The organism is Pseudomonas sp. BF-R-26, from assembly GCF_019947395.1.
GTDB lineage: Bacteria > Pseudomonadota > Gammaproteobacteria > Pseudomonadales > Pseudomonadaceae > Aquipseudomonas > Aquipseudomonas farris.
In genome coordinates this window covers 174,962-195,201 of sequence record NZ_JAGYGK010000009.1, presented here as the reverse complement: position 1 = coordinate 195,201, position 20,240 = coordinate 174,962, and the positions used below count along the sequence as shown (strand labels likewise).

16 protein-coding genes are annotated in these 20,240 nt (G+C 58.5%); 3 read left to right on the top strand and 13 right to left on the bottom strand.

Annotated features, from left to right (window positions below; genetic code table 11):
• Positions 1 to 97 precede the first annotated feature (97 nt).
• From KGB18_RS15620 to KGB18_RS15605, 4 genes are all read right to left on the bottom strand, one after another.
• Complete coding sequence (locus KGB18_RS15620; RefSeq protein ID WP_123721295.1) at positions 98 to 1,255, bottom strand: betaine/proline/choline family ABC transporter ATP-binding protein; 1,158 nt, start codon at positions 1,253 to 1,255, stop codon at positions 98 to 100.
• Positions 1,256 to 1,477: 222 nt separating this feature from the next.
• The gene (locus tag KGB18_RS15615; RefSeq protein ID WP_008009643.1) at positions 1,478 to 2,170 is read right to left on the bottom strand and encodes an ABC transporter permease; all 693 of its coding nucleotides are present in this window, start codon (positions 2,168 to 2,170) and stop codon (positions 1,478 to 1,480) included.
• Between the two features lie 12 nt (positions 2,171 to 2,182).
• Positions 2,183 to 3,076, bottom strand: a complete 894-nt coding sequence (locus KGB18_RS15610; RefSeq protein ID WP_123721294.1) for a glycine betaine ABC transporter substrate-binding protein — start codon at positions 3,074 to 3,076, stop codon at positions 2,183 to 2,185.
• 20 nt (positions 3,077 to 3,096) lie between these two features.
• Positions 3,097 to 3,813 carry an ABC transporter permease gene (locus KGB18_RS15605; RefSeq protein ID WP_007900385.1) on the bottom strand — a complete coding sequence of 239 codons (717 nt, stop codon included), beginning with the start codon at positions 3,811 to 3,813 and terminating at the stop codon, positions 3,097 to 3,099.
• 486 nt (positions 3,814 to 4,299) lie between these two features.
• Between KGB18_RS15605 and KGB18_RS15600 the strand changes: the two genes are divergently transcribed.
• Both KGB18_RS15600 and KGB18_RS15595 read left to right on the top strand, forming a co-directional pair.
• Positions 4,300 to 5,883, top strand: coding sequence for a peptide chain release factor 3 (locus KGB18_RS15600; RefSeq protein ID WP_007942808.1), 1,584 nt, complete (start codon positions 4,300 to 4,302; stop codon positions 5,881 to 5,883).
• 248 nt (positions 5,884 to 6,131) lie between these two features.
• Entirely contained in the window at positions 6,132 to 6,344 is a 213-nt protein-coding gene (locus tag KGB18_RS15595) for a hypothetical protein (protein WP_123721291.1), read from the top strand.
• 105 nt (positions 6,345 to 6,449) lie between these two features.
• On the opposite strand, the gene KGB18_RS15590 is transcribed toward KGB18_RS15595, so the two are convergent.
• The 9 genes from KGB18_RS15590 to KGB18_RS15550 form a co-directional block, all read right to left on the bottom strand.
• Complete coding sequence (locus KGB18_RS15590) at positions 6,450 to 7,430, bottom strand: peptide ABC transporter ATP-binding protein (protein ID WP_123721290.1); 981 nt, start codon at positions 7,428 to 7,430, stop codon at positions 6,450 to 6,452.
• Entirely contained in the window at positions 7,430 to 8,398 is a 969-nt protein-coding gene (locus KGB18_RS15585; RefSeq protein ID WP_201061959.1) for an ABC transporter ATP-binding protein, read from the bottom strand. Before KGB18_RS15585 ends, KGB18_RS15590 begins: the two co-directional genes overlap by 1 nt.
• 10 nt (positions 8,399 to 8,408) lie before the next feature.
• A complete protein-coding gene (locus KGB18_RS15580; RefSeq protein WP_052965615.1) occupies positions 8,409 to 9,320 on the bottom strand; it encodes an ABC transporter permease subunit in 912 nt (303 codons plus the stop codon).
• A gap of 10 nt (positions 9,321 to 9,330) precedes the next feature.
• Positions 9,331 to 10,341, bottom strand: a complete 1,011-nt coding sequence (locus KGB18_RS15575) for an ABC transporter permease subunit (protein ID WP_007900379.1) — start codon at positions 10,339 to 10,341, stop codon at positions 9,331 to 9,333.
• 73 nt (positions 10,342 to 10,414) lie between these two features.
• Complete coding sequence (locus KGB18_RS15570) at positions 10,415 to 12,010, bottom strand: ABC transporter substrate-binding protein (protein ID WP_223570197.1); 1,596 nt, start codon at positions 12,008 to 12,010, stop codon at positions 10,415 to 10,417.
• Between the two features lie 75 nt (positions 12,011 to 12,085).
• Positions 12,086 to 13,519, bottom strand: a complete 1,434-nt coding sequence (locus tag KGB18_RS15565) for an OprD family porin (RefSeq protein WP_223570196.1) — start codon at positions 13,517 to 13,519, stop codon at positions 12,086 to 12,088.
• A gap of 171 nt (positions 13,520 to 13,690) precedes the next feature.
• On the bottom strand, positions 13,691 to 15,292 hold the full coding sequence (locus KGB18_RS15560; RefSeq protein ID WP_123721286.1) for an ABC transporter substrate-binding protein: 1,602 nt from the start codon (positions 15,290 to 15,292) through the stop codon (positions 13,691 to 13,693).
• Between the two features lie 298 nt (positions 15,293 to 15,590).
• Positions 15,591 to 17,216: an ABC transporter substrate-binding protein gene (locus KGB18_RS15555; protein ID WP_123721285.1), complete on the bottom strand. Its 1,626-nt coding sequence runs from the start codon at positions 17,214 to 17,216 to the stop codon at positions 15,591 to 15,593.
• 258 nt (positions 17,217 to 17,474) lie between these two features.
• Positions 17,475 to 19,085 (bottom strand): ABC transporter substrate-binding protein, encoded by a 1,611-nt coding sequence (locus tag KGB18_RS15550; RefSeq protein WP_123721284.1) that lies wholly within the window; start codon positions 19,083 to 19,085, stop codon positions 17,475 to 17,477.
• Between the two features lie 610 nt (positions 19,086 to 19,695).
• On the opposite strand from KGB18_RS15550, the gene KGB18_RS15545 reads away from it, so the two are divergent.
• Positions 19,696 to 20,067, top strand: a complete 372-nt coding sequence (locus tag KGB18_RS15545; protein WP_123721283.1) for a DUF6124 family protein — start codon at positions 19,696 to 19,698, stop codon at positions 20,065 to 20,067.
• Positions 20,068 to 20,240: the final 173 nt, after the last annotated feature.

Sequence of the window (20,240 nt, the reverse complement as noted above, 5' to 3'; positions counted from 1 at the left end):
TCGCGGGCAAGCCCGCTCCCACAGTGATTTCTGTCGTACACAAGTCTCGTGTACGCCAAGAACCCTGTGGGAGCGGGCTTGCCCGCGATGGCGTCAGTCAGGCCAACGCAGTCTCGGCCGGCGAAACAATACTGGTCTTGCCCCCACGAGACTTACCGGAGCTCAAGTACTCGGCAATCGATTCCTGAGTCACCTCACCCAGGAACACCCGCTCCGCATCCATCACCGGCAGCCACGAGCGGTTGAACTCGTACATGCGCGACAGCAGGATGCGCAAATGCTCGTCGTACACCGCAGTGGCGTTGAACTCGCGCAGGTATTGCGCGCAGGTGCCGGTCTGGCGGTGCAGGTCGCGACGGCGCACGTAGCCCAAGGCCTTGTTCTCGGCGCAGGTAACCACCACGTAGCGACGGTCCAGTTCGTCCATCAATTCCAGCGCTTCGGCCACCGGAGTTCCCGGGCTCACCGAGGGTGCGTTGTCCGCCGCGTCTTCGGCTTTCACCAGCAACAGGCGCTTGAGGGTGCTGTCCTGGCCGACGAAGTTGCTGACAAAGTCATCCGCCGGATGCGCGAGAAGCGTGTCCGGATGATCGATCTGCAGCAGTTTGCCCGCGCGGAAAATCGCGATCTTGTCGCCAAGCTTGATCGCTTCGTCGATGTCGTGGCTGACCATGATCACGGTCTTGTTCAGCGCCCGTTGCATCTCGAAGAACTCGTTCTGAATCATCTCGCGGTTGATCGGATCGACCGCGCCGAACGGTTCATCCATCAACAACAGCGGCGCATCCGCCGCCAGCGCGCGAATCACGCCGATCCGCTGCTGCTGGCCACCGGACAACTCACGCGGATAGCGAGTCAGATACTGTTTGGGTTCGAGCTTGATCATGCTCATCAACTCGCGGGCGCGGTCGTGACATTTCTGTTTGTCCCAGCCGAGCAGGCGCGGAACGATGGTGATGTTCTCTTCGATGGTCATGTTCGGGAACAGACCGATCTGCTGGATCACATAACCGATGTTGCGACGCAGGGTCACGGCGTCGAGGTCAGTGGTGTCTTCGCCGTTGATCAGGATCTTGCCCGAGGTTGGCTTGATCAGGCGGTTGATCATCTTCAGCGTGGTGCTTTTGCCGCAACCCGATGGCCCGAGGAACACACAGATCTCGCCTTCATTGACGGTCAGGCTTACCGAGTCCACGGCTTTCACATCTTTGCCGTTGCTTTGGAAGGTCTTGCTGAGGTTTTGAAGTTCGATCATTTCAGGAGTCCAGGTAGGGGGTGTTCGCCGCAAATGGCGGAGCGCGTTGGAGCTGTGATCCCGCCGGGCAAGGCGTGGGACGCAGGAAATGTCGTTTCCTTTTCAAGTCCCGCAACGCAGCCCGGCGGGATCACAGCTCCAACCCGGAGGGCCGTGCCCCACAAAGCGCAATCCGTCGTTGCTCGTCGTTCATTTGAAGAAACCAAATCTCTCTCCTCGCGCCTAGTCTTGCGCTTTGTGGGGCGACGGCGCGCCCGCCATTTGCGGCGAACACCCCCTACTCGTCAGCGTGCGTTGCAGCCATTGCAGAAGCAGGTCGGCGAAGATGGCCAGGAGACTGACCAGCACGGCGCCGACGATCAGCATCGACATGTCGCTGCGGCTGATGGAAGCGAGAATGAGTACACCGAGGCCACCGGCGCCGATGGTCGCGGCGATGGTCATCACACCGATGTTCATCACCACGGCGGTGCGGACACCGGCGAGGATCACCGGCACGGCAATTGGCAGTTCGACCATGCGCAGGCGCTGGCCGAAGGTCATGCCGATGCCACGCGCTGCTTCGCGAATGCCCGGTTCGACGCCGGTCAGTGCCAAATAGGTGTTACGCATGATCGGCAGCAACGAGTACAGAAACACTGCGGTGATCGCCGGCATCGGGCCGAGGCCTTGGCCGAATTTCGAGTAGAACGGCAGCAGCAGGCCGAACAGCGCAATCGATGGCACGGTCAGCAACACCGTAGCGCTGGCTTGTAACGGGCCGGCCAGTGTCGGGAAGCGGGTCATCAGGATGCCCAGCGGCACGCCGACCAGAATCGCCAGGGTCACGGCGATGCCAACCAAAGTGATGTGCTGCCAGGTCAGGTGCAAAACCTGCGGCCAATCGAGATGGGAAAAGGCGTTCAAAAATTCCATGGCTTTTCCTCCTCAGTTGATGGGGTGCTGGCGCAGGAAATCTGCAGCAACGGATGAAGGGCTTTCATGATCGACATCGACCCGCGCATTGAGCTGACGCATGGTGGCGTCGTCGAACAGCTGGGCCAGTGGCTTGAGCTCTTCGGCGAGTTTCGGGTGGGCGTCGAGGTAAACCTGACGCACCACCGGCGCGGCGGTGTAGTCCGGGAAGTAATGCTTGTCGTCTTCCAGCAACTTGAGCTTGAAGGCGTTCAAGCGACCGTCGGTGGTGTAGACCAGACCGGCGAACACCTGGCCATTGCGCAGGGCGGTGTAGACCAGGCCGGCATCCATCTGGCGGATGTTGTTGCGGGTCAGGTTCATGCCGTAGAGATCCACCATGCCATCGAGACCGTCGGAACGGTTGGCAAACTCGGTGTCCAGGGCGACGAGGTGATTGGTCTTCGCCTCAGCCTGTAACACCGTGTTCAGCTCGCTCATGGTGTTGATCTGTGGGTAAGCCTTCGCGGTGTTTTCCGGCAGGGCCAGGGCGTAGGTGTTGCTGAACTTCGACGGGGTGAGCCAGACCAGGCCTTTTTTTGCGTCGAGTTCTTTCACTCGGGCGTAGGACTGAGCGCTATCGAGCTTGTCGGTGACGTGGTTGTAAGCCACCAGCGACACGCCGGTGTATTCCCACATCAAATCCAGCTGGCCACTTTCGTGGGCGCTGCGGGCCAGGTTGCTGCCCAGACCGCCGGTCACCTGGGTGTCGTAACCCTTGGTTCGCAGGTACTGGGAAGTGATTTCTGCCAGCAGGGTTTGTTCGGTGAACACCCGGGCGCCAATGCGAATCACGGGTTTTTCAGCGGCTTGGGCAAATCCTGCGAACAGCAGGACGCAGCCTAGTATTAAGCTTACTTTTTTCATGTTGATTCCTTTGCCGAGGCTTAAGACGGGCGCAAGCCGCGTTCGAGCCAGAGGCGGCTGGCGAGTGTCACCAGTCCGTCGAGCAGCAAGGCCAGCAGGGCGGTACACGCCGCGCCGAGCAGCAGTTGCGGCTGATTGTTCAGGGCTATGCCGGGGAAAATCAGGCTGCCCAGACTGTTGGCGCCGATCAGGAACGCCAGCGGTGCGGTACCGACGTTGATCGCCAGCGCCACGCGTACGCCGCCAATGATGATCGGCACGGCGTTCGGCAGTTCGACCCGCCATAGCACCTGAGTCGGTGTCATGCCGATGCCGACGGCCGCTTCCTTGAGTGAACCCTGGACGTTTTTCAGCCCTTCGTAGGTGTTGCGCACAATTGGCAACAGTGAGGCGAGGAACAAAGCGAAAATCGCAGGACCGCTGCCAATGCCGAGGATACCCAGGGCGATGGCCAGTACGGCGAGAGGCGGCACGGTGTTGCCGATGTTGAAGATCTGCATGAAGCGTTCGGCGCGTCCAACCATGGTCGGGCGGCTGAGGAAGATGCCGGCGGGTATGCCCACTACAAGGGCGGCCAGCATGGAAACGAGGACGAGAATCAGATGAGCTTGCAGGTAAAACAACAAATCGTCGCGGTACTGTTCGATCGTGTTGATGCCAATCCAGTGGACCAGCAGGGCCAGAAGGGCGACGACAACCGCACCTCCTATCAGCCCTTTGCCATAGCGAATAGCCACAGGCGGACTCCTTTTTTCAGTCGGCGGACGCAGTCCCGTGTTACGTGGCCGGGGTGGTCAGTTCTGTTTGCCCAACTTCGGCACCAGAAGCTCATATCCTGCGTTGCTGTTCCTCGCCATAGCGAGCTATGACTCGTCACAGCGCCTGGGCTATGAACTTCTGGCATCCGAATTTGAGCAACAGAACTGACCACCCCGGCCACCAGCCATTCCTGGCTGCCGGGAAATAAACGTTCGCGAGAAGCAGCTCTTCATGCTCGTGAAACCGCATGAAATCGAGCCATAAGCGCAGCCTCGTCAGGCTAACTTGCTGATTTTTCAACCCTGACGAATAGCCGTAACAGGGGAGTGGACGCCTCCACGCTCTGAAAGGTTCCCATCTGAAGCAGCATTTGGCCACCCCTAATGTGCTCAACGGTTCGGTTCTTCGATGAAGTTGGGCTATAATCGCGGCCCTTTTTTGAATCACCTGCCAGGCGATTTCCCATGACCAAACAGGCCGCCGAAGTCGCGAAACGCCGCACTTTCGCCATTATTTCCCACCCCGATGCCGGTAAAACCACCATCACCGAGAAGCTCTTGCTGATGGGCAAGGCGATTGCGATTGCGGGCACGGTGAAATCTCGAAAATCCGACCGCCATGCCACCTCCGACTGGATGGAAATGGAAAAACAACGAGGTATTTCCATTACCACGTCGGTCATGCAGTTCCCGTATCGCGATCACATGATCAACCTGCTCGACACCCCGGGCCACGAAGACTTCTCCGAAGATACCTACCGCACTCTGACGGCAGTGGACTCGGCATTGATGGTCCTCGACGGCGGTAAGGGTGTAGAGCCACGGACCATCGCGTTGATGGATGTTTGCCGTCTGCGTGACACGCCGATCGTCAGCTTCATCAACAAACTCGATCGTGACATTCGCGACCCGATTGAACTGCTCGACGAAATCGAAGCGGTCCTGAAGATCAAGGCTGCGCCGATCACCTGGCCGATCGGTTGCTACCGCGATTTCAAGGGTGTTTATCACCTCGCCGACGACTACATCATTGTCTACACCGCCGGTCACGGCCACGAGCGCACCGATGTGAAAATCATCGAGAAGCTCGACTCCGACGAAGCCCGCGCGCACTTGGGCGACGAGTACGATCGCTTCGTTGATCAACTGGAACTGGTGCAGGGCGCCTGCCACGAATTCAATCAACAGGAATTCCTCGACGGCCAACTGACTCCGGTGTTCTTCGGTACCGCACTGGGCAACTTCGGTGTCGATCACGTGCTCGATGCCGTGGTCAACTGGGCGCCGAAACCGCTGGCCCGTGTCGCCAACGAACGCACCGTGGAACCGGTTGAAGAGAAATTCGCCGGCTTCGTGTTCAAGATCCAGGCGAACATGGACCCGAAACACCGCGACCGCATCGCCTTCATGCGTATCTGCTCCGGCAAGTACGAAAAAGGCATGAAAATGCGCCACGTGCGCACCGGCAAAGACGTGCGGATCGGCGATGCGCTGACGTTCTTCTCTTCCGAGCGTGAGCAACTGGAAGAAGCGTTTGCCGGCGACATTATCGGCCTGCACAACCACGGCACCATCCAGATCGGCGACACCTTCACCGAAGGCGAAGTCCTGGGCTTCACCGGCATCCCGCACTTCGCCCCGGAACTGTTCCGTCGCGTGCGTCTGCGTGATCCGCTGAAATCCAAGCAACTGCGTCAGGGCCTGCAGCAACTGGCCGAAGAAGGCGCCACTCAGGTGTTCTTCCCCGAGCGCAGCAACGACATCATCCTTGGCGCCGTCGGTGTGCTGCAGTTCGATGTGGTCGCCAGCCGTTTGAAAGAGGAATACAAGGTCGAGTGCTCTTACGAGCCGATCACTGTTTATTCCGCGCGCTGGATTGATTGCGACGATAAGAAGAAGCTCGAGGAATTCCGGGTCAAGGCCGTGGAAAACCTTGCGGTCGATGGCGGTGGTCATCTGACCTACCTGGCTCCGACGCGGGTCAACCTGGCGCTGATGGAAGAGCGCTGGCCGGATGTGAAATTCCGTGCGACGCGTGAGCATCATTAAGCGCTGAGCCGTAACACCCAAAGCCCCGATGCGTAAGCCTCGGGGCTTTTTTGTGCCGCCTCGCTCTCACAGGGGGCATCATTGTTAGTGGGTTTGGATATAAGGCTTATTCGAAACCAATCTCTTCGCCAATGGCATTTTCTGCTACCCGGTAGCGTCCTGTCTGGAGAACCCGGTCAATCGGAACTAAATTTCACTCAGTACCTTTCAGGCATCCATGCGTCACCCAAGAAAGGATGGAATCGGCTATGAGTATTTTTCAACGCATTGTGTTGTTGCTTAAGGTTTTGGTGATGCTGTCCCTCGGCACGTCGGCGGTGGCGTGGGCAGAATGTGAGGACCATGAAAAACAGGCCTTGAACGGGCAAGGCGTGCACAGCGAGCAGATGATCGCTGCGACCGAATCAGACGATGACGACCCAGACGCCGATGAGGAGGATGAGGAAGACAAGCAAACGTAAATGACGGACCAAAGAAAACCCCTCCTGCCGGACTGATGCGCAGTCTGGCGGAAGGGGGCTGGTCAACTCAGAAAAAGCGCGCCCCGAAAGCCAAGGCGCGTTTTTTTATGCCGCGCCGTCGAGGAATTGCTCGGCGTAGTGACAAGCCACCTGGCGGGTGTCGAGCAGGCGCAAGGCCGGCTCTTCGACGCTGCAGCGCTCGGTCGCGTACGGGCAGCGCTTGTGGAAGGCGCAGCCGGACGGCGGGTTCAGCGGGTTCGGCAGTTCGCCGACGATCTTGATTTTCGGCTTGTCCGGATCCGGGTGGATGGTCGGAGTGGCCGACAACAGCGCCTGGGTGTACGGGTGCAGAGGACGGGTGTAGATGTCCTCTTTCGGGCCCATTTCCACCGGGCGACCGAGGTACATCACCATCACGTGATCGGCGACGTGACGCACCACGGCCAGATTGTGGGAGATGAACACGTAGGCGGTGTTGAACTCTTGCTGCAAATCCATGAACAGGTTGAGCACCTGCGCCTGGATCGATACGTCCAGCGCGGAAGTCGGTTCGTCCGCCACCAGCACTTTCGGTTGCAGCATCATCGCGCGGGCCAGGGCAATTCGCTGGCGCTGACCGCCGGAGAACATGTGCGGATAGCGCTGATAGTGCTCAGGCCGCAAGCCCACCTGTTTCATCATCGCCTGGACTTTCTCGCGACGTTCCGAGGCGCTCAGGTTGGTGTTGATCAACAGCGGCTCGGCGAGTTGGTCACCTACTTTCTGCCGTGGGTTCAACGACGCGTACGGGCTCTGGAACACCATCTGCACGTCTTTGCGCAGCTGCTTGCGCTGAGCCTTGTCGGCGCCGGAGACTTCCTGCCCGGCGATTTTCAAGGAACCGGAGGACGGTTCTTCGATCAGCGTCAGGGCACGGGCCAGGGTGGATTTGCCGCAACCCGATTCGCCCACAACGGCGAGGGTTTTGCCGGCTTCCAGTTCGAACGACACACCGTTGAGGGCGCGCACGGTCGCATGACCCTTGAACAAGCCACGGGACACTTCGTAGTGACGGGTCAGGTCGCGGGCGGTAAGTACGACGGCCATTACGCCACCTCCTGATTCAACGGGTAGAAGCAGCGGGCGAGGCTGTTGCTTTTCTGGTCAAGGGCCGGACGCTGGGTGCGGCAGTTGTCCTGCACGTAGGGGCAGCGCGGCGACAACAGGCAGCCTTGCGGGCGGTCGTAACGACCGGGAACGATGCCCGGCAGTGTCGACAGGCGCGCGGCACCCAGGCTGTGTTCCGGAATGGCCTTGAGCAGCGCTTCGCTGTAGGGGTGCGCCGGAATATCGAACAGTTGTGGCACCTGACCGACTTCAACCGCTTGGCCGGCATACATCACGCACACGCGCTGGGCGGTTTCGGCCACGACCGCGAGGTCGTGGGTGATCAGCACCAGGCCCATGTCCTGCTCTTTTTGCAGGGCCAGCAGCAGGTCCATGATTTGCGCCTGAATCGTTACGTCCAGCGCGGTGGTCGGTTCGTCGGCGATCAGCAGTTTCGGTTCGCCGGCAATCGCCATGGCGATTGCAACACGCTGGCTCATGCCGCCGGAAAGTTGATGCGGATAGGCGTCCATACGGCTGGCGGCGCCCGGGATTTCCACTTTTTCCAGCAGTTCGATGGCCCGCTTACGGGCGTCCTTTCTGGACATTTTCAGGTGCAGACGCAGCACTTCTTCAATCTGGAAACCGACGGTGTAGCTCGGGTTCAGCGCGGTCATCGGGTCCTGAAACACCATGGCCAAGTCTTTGCCGACGATTTGCCGACGCTGACGATTGCTGAGCTTGAGCATGTTCTTGCCGTCGAAATTCAGAGCGTCGGCAGTGACGATCCCCGGATGCTCGATCAGGCCCATCAGCGCCATCATGGTCACGGACTTGCCGGAACCCGATTCGCCAACGATGGCCAGCACTTCGCCCTTGTCCACGGTAATGTCGAGACCGTCGACCACCGGAACGGCGTTGGCGTCGCCGAAGCGAACGTTGAGATTCTTGATTTCTAACAGTGACATTTGAATCTCCTCAGGCGGCGTTCTTGAGTTTCGGGTCCAGCGCATCGCGCAGGCCGTCGCCCATCAAGTTGATTGCCAGCACGCTGAGCAAAATGGTCAAACCAGGCAAGCTCACCACCCACCAGGCACGTTCGATATAGTCGCGGGCCGAAGCCAGCATGGTGCCCCATTCTGGCGTTGGCGGTTGTACGCCAAGGCCGAGGAAGCCCAGTGCCGCGGCATCGAGAATCGCCGAGGAGAAACTCAGGGTGGCCTGAACGATCAGCGGCGCCATGCAGTTGGGCAGCACGGTGACGAACATCAGGCGTGGCAGACCGGCACCGGCCAGGCGCGCGGCGGTCACGTAGTCGCGGTTCAATTCGCCCATCACCGCGGCGCGGGTCAGACGAACATAGGACGGCAACGAAACCACGGCGATGGCAATAATGGTGTTGATCAGGCCAGGGCCGAGGATGGCGACAATCGCCACTGCCAGCAGCAGGGACGGCAGGGCCAGCATGATGTCCATCAGACGCATGATGGTCGGGCCGAGCACGCGCGGAAAGAACCCGGCGAACAGACCCAAAAGGATGCCCGGAATCAGCGACATCACCACCGACGACAAGCCGATCAGCAGGGACAGGCGCGAACCGTTGATCAGCCGCGACAGCAGGTCGCGACCCAGTTCATCGGTGCCGAGCAGGAACTGGATTTGCCCGCCTTCCAGCCAGGACGGCGGGGTCAGCAGGAAGTCACGGTATTGCTCGCTCGGGTTATGCGGCGCAACCCACGGCGCGAAGATCGCGCAGAAGATCACCAGCAGCATGAACATCAGGCCGGCGACGGCGCCTTTGTTCCTGGAGAACGCGTGCCAGAATTCTTTATACGGGGACGGATACAGCAGGCTTTGATCGACTGCTACCGGTGTAGTGAGAGTGGTCATGGTCTTGATCTCAGCGCTGATGACGGATGCGTGGGTTGGCAAAGCCGTAGAGGATGTCCACCACGAAGTTGACCAGAATCACCAGGCAGGCGATTAACAGGATGCCGTTCTGCACCACGGGATAATCCCGTGCGCCAATGGCTTCGATCAGCCATTTGCCGATGCCGGGCCAGGAGAAAATGGTTTCGGTCAGAACCGCACCGGCGAGCAACGTACCGACTTGCAGGCCGACCACGGTCAATACCGGAATCAGTGCGTTACGCAGGCCGTGAACGAACACCACGCGCGATGGCGACAGGCCTTTGGCGCGGGCGGTACGGATGTAGTCTTCACGCAGCACTTCGAGCATCGACGATCGGGTCATCCGCGCGATCACCGCCAACGGGATGGTACCGAGTACGATGGCCGGCAGGATCAGGTGATGCAGGGCATCGAAGAACGCCCCGACGTCATCGGCCAGCAGCGTATCGATCAGCATGAAACCGGTGCGCGGCTCGATGTCGTAGAGCAGGTCGATCCGTCCGGATACCGGCGTCCAGCCCAGGCTCACCGAGAAGAACATGATCAGGATCAGGCCCCACCAGAAGATCGGCATCGAGTATCCCGCCAGGGAGATGCCCATCACCCCATGGTCGAACAGGGATCCTCGCTTGAGTGCCGCGATCACCCCGGCCAGAAGGCCCAGGATGCCGGCGAACAACAGGGCGGCCATGGACAGTTCCAGGGTCGCGGGGAATAGAGAGCTGAACTCGGTCCAGACGCTTTCACGGGTACGCAGGGATTCGCCGAGATCGCCGTGGGCCAACTTGCCGATGTAATCCAGGTATTGGGCATACAGGGGTTTGTTCAGACCTAGGCGTTCCATTGCCTGAGCATGCATTTCGGGGTCGACTCTGCGTTCGCCCATCATTACTTCCACGGGGTCGCCTGGAATCATGCGAATCAACGCGAAAGTCAGCAAGGTGATGCCGAAGAACGTGGGGATCAGTAACCCCAATCGGCGGGCAATAAAACTAAACATCTTGTGTGGTACCTCATCAGCCGGTTAGGCGTGCCCGGCAGCGCTGGGGTCAGCGATGCCGGGCGTTTCTTATCTACTTCACCTGGGTGGTGGCGAAGTTATTAGTGGTGAGGGGGCTAATGTGATAGCCCTCTACGTTGGTGCGCATTGCGGTGAACATACGGGTGTGCGCCATGCTGATCCACGGCTGGTCCTGATTGAAAACGGCCTGGGCCTGTTCGTAGAGCACCGTGCGTTCGTCCGGATTAACTTTAGCCCGGGCTTCGTCGATCAACGTCTGGAACTTTTCATTGCACCAACGAGCGTAGTTTTCGCCGTTCTTGGCCGCTTCGCAACTGAGCATAGGCGTCAGGAAATTATCCGGATCGCCGTTATCGCCAGCCCAACCGGCGGACACCATGTCGTGCTCGCCGTTTTTCGCGCGCTTGAGCATTTCGCCCCATTCCATGACACGAATATCGACCTTGATCCCGACCTTGGCCAGGTCGGCCTGCATCATCTGCGCGCCGAGCATCGGGTTCGGGTTGGTCGGGCCGCCGCCGTTACGGGTGAACAGGGTAAACGTGGTGCCTTCCGGTACGCCGGCTTCCTTGAGCAGGGCGCGAGCCTTGTCCAGATCACGCGGCGGGTTGGTCAGTTTGTGGTTGTAGCCCAGCAGGGTGTCCGGGTACGGGTTGACCGCCACGGTCGCATTGCCTTTGCCGAACAGCGCGTTGACGTACGCAGCCTTGTCGAAGGCGATGTCGATGGCTTTACGCACGCGCACGTCGCTCATGTACTTGTGCGAGGTGTTCATCGCGATGTACGAAACGGTCATCGCATTGAGCTCATCAACCTTCAGGTTGGTGTCTTTCTTGATGCTCGGGATGTCATCCGGTTTCGGATACAGCGCGATCTGGCACTCGTTGGCCTTGAGCTTTTGCAGGCGCACGTTGTTGTCGGTGGCAATCGCCAGAATCAGCGAATCAGCCGGTGGTTTGCCGCGGAAGTAGTCCGGGTTGGCCTTGAAGCGAACCTGAGCGTCCTTGGCGTAACGCTGGAAGACGAACGGGCCGGTGCCGATTGGCTTGTTGTTCAGGTCACCGGCCTTGTTGGCCTTGAGCAACTGATCGGCGTACTCGGCGGAGTAGATCGAGGAGAAGGCCATGGCGATGTCGGCCAGGAACGGCGCTTCACGGCGGGTCAGGGTGAATTTGACTGTGTTGTCGTCGACTTTCTCGACGCTTTTGAGGAGCTCTTTGAAGCCCATGCTTTCAAAGTACGGGAAGCCCACGCTCGACAGTTTGTGCCATGGGTGTTTCGGGTCCAGTTGACGCTGGAAACTCCAGACCACGTCGTCGGCGTTCATGTCGCGGGTCGGCTTGAAGTAATCGGTGGTGTGAAACTTGACGCCTTTGCGCAGGTGGAACGTGTAGGTCAGACCGTCGTCGCTGATGTCCCACGACTCGGCCAGTGCCGGGATCACTTCAGTGGTGCCGGGCTTGAAGTCCGCCAGACGATTGAAGATGGTTTCGGCCACCGCATCGGCTGTGACTGCAGTCGTGTACTGGACCATATCGAAGCCTTCCGGACTGGCTTCGGTACAGACCACCAAGGGTTTGGCCGAGACGCCAACGGCGACACTCAGCAACGCGGCAGCGATGGCCGCTCGTAGGGGAAGCATTTTCATCTAGAGCCCTCTGCAATCGGTTGAACAGAAAAGCCAGACGGCCGACTCATCATGAGCCAGCCGCAGGCATACGTTTTACAAAATGTTGAACGGGATGGTGGTCACGAGACGGAACTCGTTGATGCTGCCATCCGCCTGGTTTTCGCTGGCGCGGTGAGCGGTGTAGGTCGCGCGGATAGCGGTGGCCTTGAGTGGACCGCTCTGCACTGCGTACGAAGCACCGATGCCGTATTCATAGTGGTGTTCGCCATCCTGGCTCTGGATACCGTCGTAACCCTTGTCCGCCACGCCGCCGTTGCCGGTGTAGTGAGTGCCGTCGATGCCCCAGCCGCGAGCCTGGTAGATGTTGAATTTCAGGCCAGGCACGCCGTATTCGGCCATGTTCAGACCGTAGGCAATCTGGAAGGACTTCTCGTTCGGGCCGTTGAAGTCCGACAGCAGGGAGTTGGCCAGGTAGATGCCGTTCGTTTCGTGCAGGTAGTCGAAGTACTCGTTACCGTTCACTTCCTGGTAGGAGAAGGTCAGGCTATGAGCCTGGTGGGTCAGGCCGAACGACAGGGAGTAGGTGTCGTTGTCGATTTTGCCTATGAGGGCTTTACCTTCTTCCTGGGTTTTGTAGTAGTTCAGGCCGGTGGTCAGGCTCAGGACCTGGCTGTCGCCCAGCACATGACTGGCGCCGAAGTAGTACTGGTTCCAGATGTCTTCGGCCTGGGTCGCCCAGAGGCTGGTGGTCAGGCTGGCGAATGGGGTGTAGGTGATACCGCCCGTGTAGACGTGATCGGTTTCAACGATGCCGTTGGCGTATTCGGTACGGAATTTACGCTGGCTTTCTTCGGTACGCGGAGAGTTGCGATCGAAGGTGGCCAGGTCGAAAGCCAGGTTGTTCAGCTCTTCGCTGTGGATGGCCACACCTTGGAAGCTCGAAGGTAGCGCACGGTTACCGATGACATCGACCATCGGGCTGCTGAAGTTCTGGCGGCCAGCGGTCAGGGTGGTGTTGGACACACGGGCCTTGACGTTGGCCAGGCCCAGTTTGCTCCACTGGCCGACGGCGTCGCCACCTTCTTCGGTCAGGGTACGGTTGTTGCCCGCGCCAGGACGGGTACCCGGTGCGCCGCCGTTGTTGGACGCCAGATCCTTGCGATCACGATCCAGAGCGATGGCGTTGTAGGCCGCCACTTCGGTGCTGAAACCTACGGTGCCTTCAGTGAAGCCGGAGTTGTACTTGAGGATGGTGCCCTGAACCCAGTTGATACGACGATCAGTCGGGGTCGATACACCGTCTTTCTTGTAGCTGAACTTGGCGCCACGTTTCAGTTGTTCGTTGGCGTACCAGTTACGCGTGCTGCCGGTGACCGATTGGCCTTCGACAAAGCCGGTTGCTTCGGCTTGAGCGCTTTTGGTGTTGACCGTAACCGGGGTGAAAGCCTGACTCTGGGATTCAGCGTAAGCCGTGGCGGTCACGCTGCTGATGGCCAAGGCCAATAACGCGGTGCTGCTCAGTTTCATGGGTGAAGCTCCTTACTTTCTTTTTTTTAATGCCGGTCTTTTTTGGTGATCCGGCTATTTGGTTTAGAACTCATGCAGGCATCGCAAACGTTTGCTATAGGCCAGATTGGCGAATTACGGCAATACGCTTGCATGAGGGCGGAATCCGCCCCCAGCGTTCTGGCTAATCGGTTATTGGTCGATACTGACGCCCGAGAACACGTTACGACCGAAAGGACTCACCTTGAATCCTTCGACTTTGGCGCTCAACGGCTGGTTAACCGTCGAGTGGGCGACCGGCGTGATCGGCACCTGCTGCTTGAGGTACTGTTGCGCCTGTTTGTAGAGCACGGTGCGCTGGTCACGGTCAGTCACGACCTTGGCCTGCTTGATCAGCTTGTCGTAAGCCGGATCACACCACATTGAGTAGTTGTTGCCGCCAATGGCATCGCAGCTGTACAGCGTGCCGAGCCAGTTGTCCGGGTCACCATTGTCACCGGTCCAGCCGATCAGACTGATGTCGTGCTCGCCGTTCTTGGTGCGCTTGATGTACTCGCCCCATTCGTAGCTGACGATCTTGACCTTGAGGCCGATCTTCGCCCAATCCGCCTGGAGCATTTCGGCCATCAGCTTGGCGTTGGGGTTATACGGACGCTGAACCGGCATGGCCCAGAGAGTGATTTCAGTGCCTTCCTTGACGCCGGCAGCCTTGAGTAGTTCCTTGGCTTTTTCCGGGTTGTAGGCGGCGTCTTTAATCGTCTCGTCGTAGGACCATTGGGTCGGTGGCATGGCGTTGACCGCCAGTTGGCCGGCGCCTTGATAGACGGCGTTGAGAATGCCTTGCTTGTTCACCGCCATGTCCAGCGCCTGGCGCACTTCGAGCTGATCGAACGGTTTGTGCCGCACGTTATAGGCGATGTAACCAAGGTTGAAGCCAGGCTTCTCGATCAGTTGCAGCTTCGGATCGTTTTTCAGCGCGGTCACGTCGGCCGGGCGCGGGTGCAGGGTGATCTGGCATTCGTTGGCCTTGAGCTTCTGCACGCGCACCGAGGCGTCGGTGTTGATGGCGAAAATCAGGTTGTCGAGCTTGACCCGGCTCGGGTCCCAGTACTGCTTGTTGCCGCTGTAACGGATGTTGGAATCTTTCTGGTAGCTCTTGAACACGAACGGGCCAGTGCCGATCGGCTTCTGGTTGATGTCGCTCGGCTTGCCGGAGGCCAGCAACTGGTCGGCGTATTCGGCAGAAAGGATCGCGGCGAAACTCATGGCGATGTTCTGGATGAACGCGGCGTCGACGCTGTTGAGCGTCATCACCACGGTCAGCGGCCCGGTCTTCTCGACCTTGGCGATGTTCTTGTTCAGGCTCATCCCGTTGAAATACGGGAACTCGGTTGGATAAGCCTTTCGGAAGGGTTGCTGCGGATCGAGCATGCGATTGAACGTGAATAGCACGTCATCGGCGTTGAAATCGCGGGTCGGTGTGAAGTATTTGGTCGTGTGAAATTTCACCCCTTCGCGCAGGTGAAAGGTGTACTTGAGGCCGTCCTCGGAAATATCCCAGCTCGTTGCCAAGCCCGGTACGACGTTGGTAGCGCCTTTTTCAAACTCTGCCAATCGGTTGTACAGCGGCTCGGCGGCGTCGTTATCGGTCGCCGTGGTGTATTGCGCGGTGTCGAAGCCCGCCGGGCTGCCTTCGGAGCAGAACACCAGGCTGTTATTGGCGGCCTGGCTAATGGAAGTGACGGCCAACAGGCCGGTGCCCAGCAATGCGGATAAAACCAAGGTATGGCGCATGACGCTCCCTCTTTTTAGTGTTGTGCAATGAGCCGTTGTCCCGTCCGGGGACGTGGGGCTTCATTGCTCTCAAACCATTGCATGCAGCAAACCGAGAGCCCACGCATGAACTGGTCAGATCCCGACGGTATGAGCCGTGGGTCTGGCAGTAAATGTGTAGAGTCTGAAAGACTCGTAGGAAAAGGCGACGCGTCCTAAGCCTCTGCTGTGGTGCGCAGTGGATTTGGCTGTCAGTGAATTCCTACTTTCTCGGTAGATAAAGCAACGGCGACGTGAAGAACGTCGCCGTTGCCAAACCTTATTTGCTGACGCTGACGCCGTAGAAGGAGTTCAAGCCAAACGGGCTGATCTTGAAGTCCTGCACGTTGTCGCGCATGGGTTGGAACACCGTCGAGTGAGCGATAGGTGTCATTGGAACGGCGTCTTTGAGGACGTGTTGCGCCTGTTTGTACAGTTCGGTGCGCTTGGCCTGATCGGTAGTGCGCTTGGCTTCTTTAACGATGCCGTCGAATTTCTTGTCGCACCACTTGGAGAAGTTGTTGCCCTGTAGAGAGTCGCAGCCGAACAGTACGTTCAGCCAGTTGTCCGGGTCACCGTTGTCGCCGCTCCAGCCAATCAGCATCGCGCCGTTTTCGCCGCCTTTGGAGCGCTTGATGTACTCGCCCCACTCATAGGTCACGATCTTGGCTTTGATACCGATCTTGGCCCAGTCGGACTGCAGCATTTCCGCCATCAGCTTGGCGTTCGGGTTGTAAGGACGCTGCACCGGCATCGCCCACAGGTTGATCTCGGTGCCTTCCTTGATGCCGGCTTCCTTGAGCAGCGCTTTGGCTTTCTCAGGGTTGTACGGGGCATCCTTGATGGTGGTGTCATAAGACCATTGGGTCGGTGGCATGGCGTTGACAGCCAGTTGGCCGGCGCCCTGGTAAACCGAGTCGATGATCTGTTGCTTGTTGACAGCCATGTCCAGTGCCTGACGCACTTTCAACTGGGCCATCGGGTTTGGCTGATCACTGCCCTTGATTTTGTCCATCACGTTATAGGCGATGTAACCCAGGTTGAAACCGGCCTGGTCAGGCACTTTCAGGGTCTTGTCTTCCTTCAGCGCCTTCAAGTCGGCTGGACGTGGGAACAGAGTGATCTGGCACTCGTTCTTCTTCAGCTTCTGAATACGCACCGACGGGTCGGTGGTGATGGCGAAGATCAAGTTGTCGATCTTCACGTCGTCAGGCTTCCAGTAGTCCTTGTTCCCGGTGTAGCGGATGTTGGAGTCTTTCTGGTAGCTCTTGAACACAAACGGGCCAGTACCGACCGGCTTCTGGTTGATGTCGGCGGCTTTGCCTTCCTTGAGCAGCTGGGCAGCGTACTCGGCGGACTGGACCGAGGCGAAACTCATGGCCATGTTCTGAATGAACGCGGCATCAACCTCTTTGAGTGTGAACTTGACGGTGTGGTCGTCGACTTTATCGATCTTGGTGATGTTGGTATCCATCCCCATGTCGGTGAAGTACGGGAATTCAGTCGGGTACGCCTTACGGAACGGGTCATCCTTGTTAATCATGCGATTGAAGGTGAACAGTACGTCGTCGGCGTTGAACTCACGAGTCGGCTTGAAGTACGGGGTGGTGTGGAACTTGACGCCTTCACGCAGGTGGAAGGTGTAAGTCAGGCCATCATCGGAAATGTCCCACTTGGTCGCCAGGCCAGGAATAACGGCGGTGCCGCCGCGCTCGAACTGGGTCAGGCGGTTGAACATGGTTTCTGCAGAGGCGTCGAAGTCGGTTCCGGTGGTGTACTGACCAGGATCGAAACCGGCCGGGCTCCCTTCGGAGCAAAACACCAGGTTAGTCGCCGCTTGGGCGAAAGGTGCGCTGGCTAATAAGCTTGCGCCGACTAAAAACGGAATGACCGCGTGTTTAAGCATGGTGGCCTCATGATTTGTTGTCATTTTTGGAATTAGAGGACGACCTCGTGAGTCGACCTGCGGATACTTATGCAGGGGCCATACCCAATGCAAGATCCTGAATGGCTCCAAACCTTAAACAGTGGAACGAACGTACCTTAATGTCGCATATGTATAAATACTGAGGTATTTGACCGTTTGCGCAGGTTTTTTACGGTGCAAATCGCGCACCGACAAGGGGCAACCGGGGCGTTTGGCGCACCCGGTTGGAGCCTGGTGTTACTTATTTATACCCACTCCATAGAAGGGGGTAAGGCCGAAAGGGCTGATCTTGAAGTCGGTAACTTCCTTGCGCAGTGGCTGGAACACCGTCGAATTCGCAATCGGTGTAATCGGCACTTGTTGCTTAAGGATTTGCTGTGCCTGTTGGTACAGGTTGACCCGCTGCTGTTTGTCCGTGGACACCTTGGCTTGCTGCACCAGCTTGTCGTAGGCGGGGTCACACCACTTGGCGTAGTTGCTGCCTTTCACGGCGGCGCAGCTATAGAGCACGCCGAGCCAGTTGTCCGGGTCACCGTTGTCGCCGGTCCAGCCGTAAATCATGGCGTCGTGTTCGCCGTTCTTGGCGCGCTTGATGTACTCGCCCCATTCGTAACTGACGATGTTGGCCTTGATGCCGACTTTCTCCCAATCCTGCTGGATCATCTGTGCCGACATCCGCGCGTTGGGGTTGGAGGCACGCTGCACGGTCATGGCCCACAAATCGATAGTAGTACCGGGCGCAACCCCTGCTTCTTTTAGTAGCGCGCGGGCTTTGGTCGGGTCGTGCGGTGCGTCTTTGATACTCGGGTCATAGGACCATTGCGCCGGCGGCAAAGCGTTCTGCGCCAGTTGCCCGGCACTCTGGTAGACCGCTTTGATGATCGCCGGTTTGTCGATAGCCATGTCCAGGGCCTGACGGACCTTGAGCTGGTCCAGTGGCGGATGGGTCACGTTGTAGGCGAGGAAGCCAAGGTTGAAACCGGCTTGCTTGAGTACCCGCAGGTTGGGGTCTTTCTCCATCACTTCGATGTCTGCCGGGCGCGGGTAGCCGCTGACCTGACACTCGCCGGCCTTGAGCTTCTGCAAGCGCACGGCGGCGTCGGGTGTGATCGAGAAAATCAGGTTGTCGAGTTTCACGTCCTCGGGTTTCCAGTAGGCCTTGTTGGCGGCGTAGCGGATCTGCGAGTCCTTTTGATAGCGCTTGAACACGAAGGGGCCGGTGCCGACCGGTTTCTGGTTGAGGTCGGCGGCTTTGCCTTCTTTCAACAATTGCGCGGCGTATTCGGCGGATTGCACCGAGGCGAAGCTCATGGCGAGGTTTTGCACGAACGCGGCGTCGATGTTGTTCAGGCTGAAGCGCACGGTGTGGTCGTCGAGTTTGTCGATGCTTTTGATCGTGGTGTTCAGGCCCATGTCGGTGAAGTACGGCGACTCGGCGGGGTAGGCTTTACGGAATGCATTGTCCGGGTCCAGCAGGCGCTGGAAGGTGAACAACACGTCGTCGGCGTTGAAGTCGCGGGTCGGGGTGAAGTAGTCGGTGGTGTGGAATTTCACGCCGTCGCGCAGGTGGAAGGTGTAGCTGAGGCCGTCCTTGCTCACATCCCAACTGGTCGCTAATCCGGGCTCGACTTCGGTGCCGCCGCGTTTGAATTGGGTGAGGCGGTTGAAGACGGTTTCGGCGGAGGCGTCGAAGTCGGTGCCGCTGGTGTATTGGCTGGGGTCGAAGCCGGCGGGGCTGGCTTCGGAGCAATAGACCAGGGTGGTGGCGGCTTGGGCGAGTGGGGCGGTGGTGGCGATTGTGGCGAGGGTAAGGGCGAGTAGAAGTGGTTTTACGGTGGTTCTTTCCATGGAGTCCCCGAGGGCTTGGCGGCGGTGTTTTCCTGAGGGTAGCGTTGTTGGTGAGACTGGCGGAAATATCCGTTTGTAAGGGAGACCCCTCTATCTCGGCATATTCAAGCGGGTTGTTGGCTTGGCGGCCTTCTAGCCGACCAACCGTTCCCTGGATGTACACAAATCAAACTGTGGGAGCTTGCCTGCGAAGGCGGCCTGACAGCCGACCAGTCTATTGCAGGTATACACCGCTCCACTGTGGGAGCGGGCTTGCCCGCGATGGCGGCCTTACGGGCGACAATGTTTATTGGTTGGTAAAAACATCAGAACCTTCCCACATGTTTTTCAGGTTGTCCGTCGGAAGCGGGCTCTCTAGTCTTTGGCTGTCGCTGCAAAACCAGCGAGCAGGTGTGGAAACCTGAACCTTAAGTAGTTGCATTGCATCACCACCGTAATCGTTGCCGATGCCTTCTTTCGTCTGCAAACTGCGTTATGGCGGCTGTGCGTGGGCAGACTTCGGTCTGGCCGGGTGCCTACTTACCGGTTTTCCACCCCGCGTACAGCTGCCACCTCTTTGTCGTGTGGAAACGACAAGCGGATGGCTCCACTCAATAAGTAGGAGTTTTTTATGGATAAGTTAATCCCGGATCCACCCTTCAATACCACCACCCCCAACGCCGAAGCATCGCGCACCGAAGAATTACTCAAAGACCGCGAAGCCATAAAACGCGCCCTCGACTACTACCTCGATCCGCCCAAACCTTACGCCGCAAAACCACGTCGCCCCAGCACGATGTTCCTGGTTTCCCCGGACAGCGATACTGAAAGTCTTCTGGCTCAAGCTTGTGAGTCATTGGCTTCGGCCAGTGTTCTGGCCAGCGATTTCGCTACCCACCTGATCGGCCCGCAGCGCAATACAGTGTTGGCAATTCAACAGATCATCATGCTGGCGGAGTTGGCGGTGAATCGGGCGTTGGATCGGGTTGATCCGCAGTCTTAATCCTGAATCACCGCGTCATCGTTCATCGCAGGCAAGCCAGCTCCCACAGGCTCTGCATAGATCTTGAAATGGCGCATGACCTTGTGGGAGCTGGCTTGCCTGCGATGGCGGCCGGCGTTCACCACAAAGCTGACTGTCACAACCAGATTCTTCTGGCACAAAAAAACGGCGAT

Coding starts and splice junctions, on each gene's coding strand:
- KGB18_RS15620 (WP_123721295.1), bottom strand. CDS start 1,255: ATGATCGAACTTCAAAACCTCAGCAAGACCTTCCAAAGCAACGGCAAA.
- KGB18_RS15615 (WP_008009643.1), bottom strand. CDS start 2,170: ATGGAATTTTTGAACGCCTTTTCCCATCTCGATTGGCCGCAGGTTTTG.
- KGB18_RS15610 (WP_123721294.1), bottom strand. CDS start 3,076: ATGAAAAAAGTAAGCTTAATACTAGGCTGCGTCCTGCTGTTCGCAGGA.
- KGB18_RS15600 (WP_007942808.1), top strand. CDS start 4,300: ATGACCAAACAGGCCGCCGAAGTCGCGAAACGCCGCACTTTCGCCATT.
- KGB18_RS15595 (WP_123721291.1), top strand. CDS start 6,132: ATGAGTATTTTTCAACGCATTGTGTTGTTGCTTAAGGTTTTGGTGATG.
- KGB18_RS15590 (WP_123721290.1), bottom strand. CDS start 7,430: ATGGCCGTCGTACTTACCGCCCGCGACCTGACCCGTCACTACGAAGTG.
- KGB18_RS15585 (WP_201061959.1), bottom strand. CDS start 8,398: ATGTCACTGTTAGAAATCAAGAATCTCAACGTTCGCTTCGGCGACGCC.
- KGB18_RS15580 (WP_052965615.1), bottom strand. CDS start 9,320: ATGACCACTCTCACTACACCGGTAGCAGTCGATCAAAGCCTGCTGTAT.
- KGB18_RS15575 (WP_007900379.1), bottom strand. CDS start 10,341: ATGTTTAGTTTTATTGCCCGCCGATTGGGGTTACTGATCCCCACGTTC.
- KGB18_RS15570 (WP_223570197.1), bottom strand. CDS start 12,010: ATGAAAATGCTTCCCCTACGAGCGGCCATCGCTGCCGCGTTGCTGAGT.
- KGB18_RS15565 (WP_223570196.1), bottom strand. CDS start 13,519: ATGAAACTGAGCAGCACCGCGTTATTGGCCTTGGCCATCAGCAGCGTG.
- KGB18_RS15560 (WP_123721286.1), bottom strand. CDS start 15,292: ATGCGCCATACCTTGGTTTTATCCGCATTGCTGGGCACCGGCCTGTTG.
- KGB18_RS15555 (WP_123721285.1), bottom strand. CDS start 17,216: ATGCTTAAACACGCGGTCATTCCGTTTTTAGTCGGCGCAAGCTTATTA.
- KGB18_RS15550 (WP_123721284.1), bottom strand. CDS start 19,085: ATGGAAAGAACCACCGTAAAACCACTTCTACTCGCCCTTACCCTCGCC.
- KGB18_RS15545 (WP_123721283.1), top strand. CDS start 19,696: ATGGATAAGTTAATCCCGGATCCACCCTTCAATACCACCACCCCCAAC.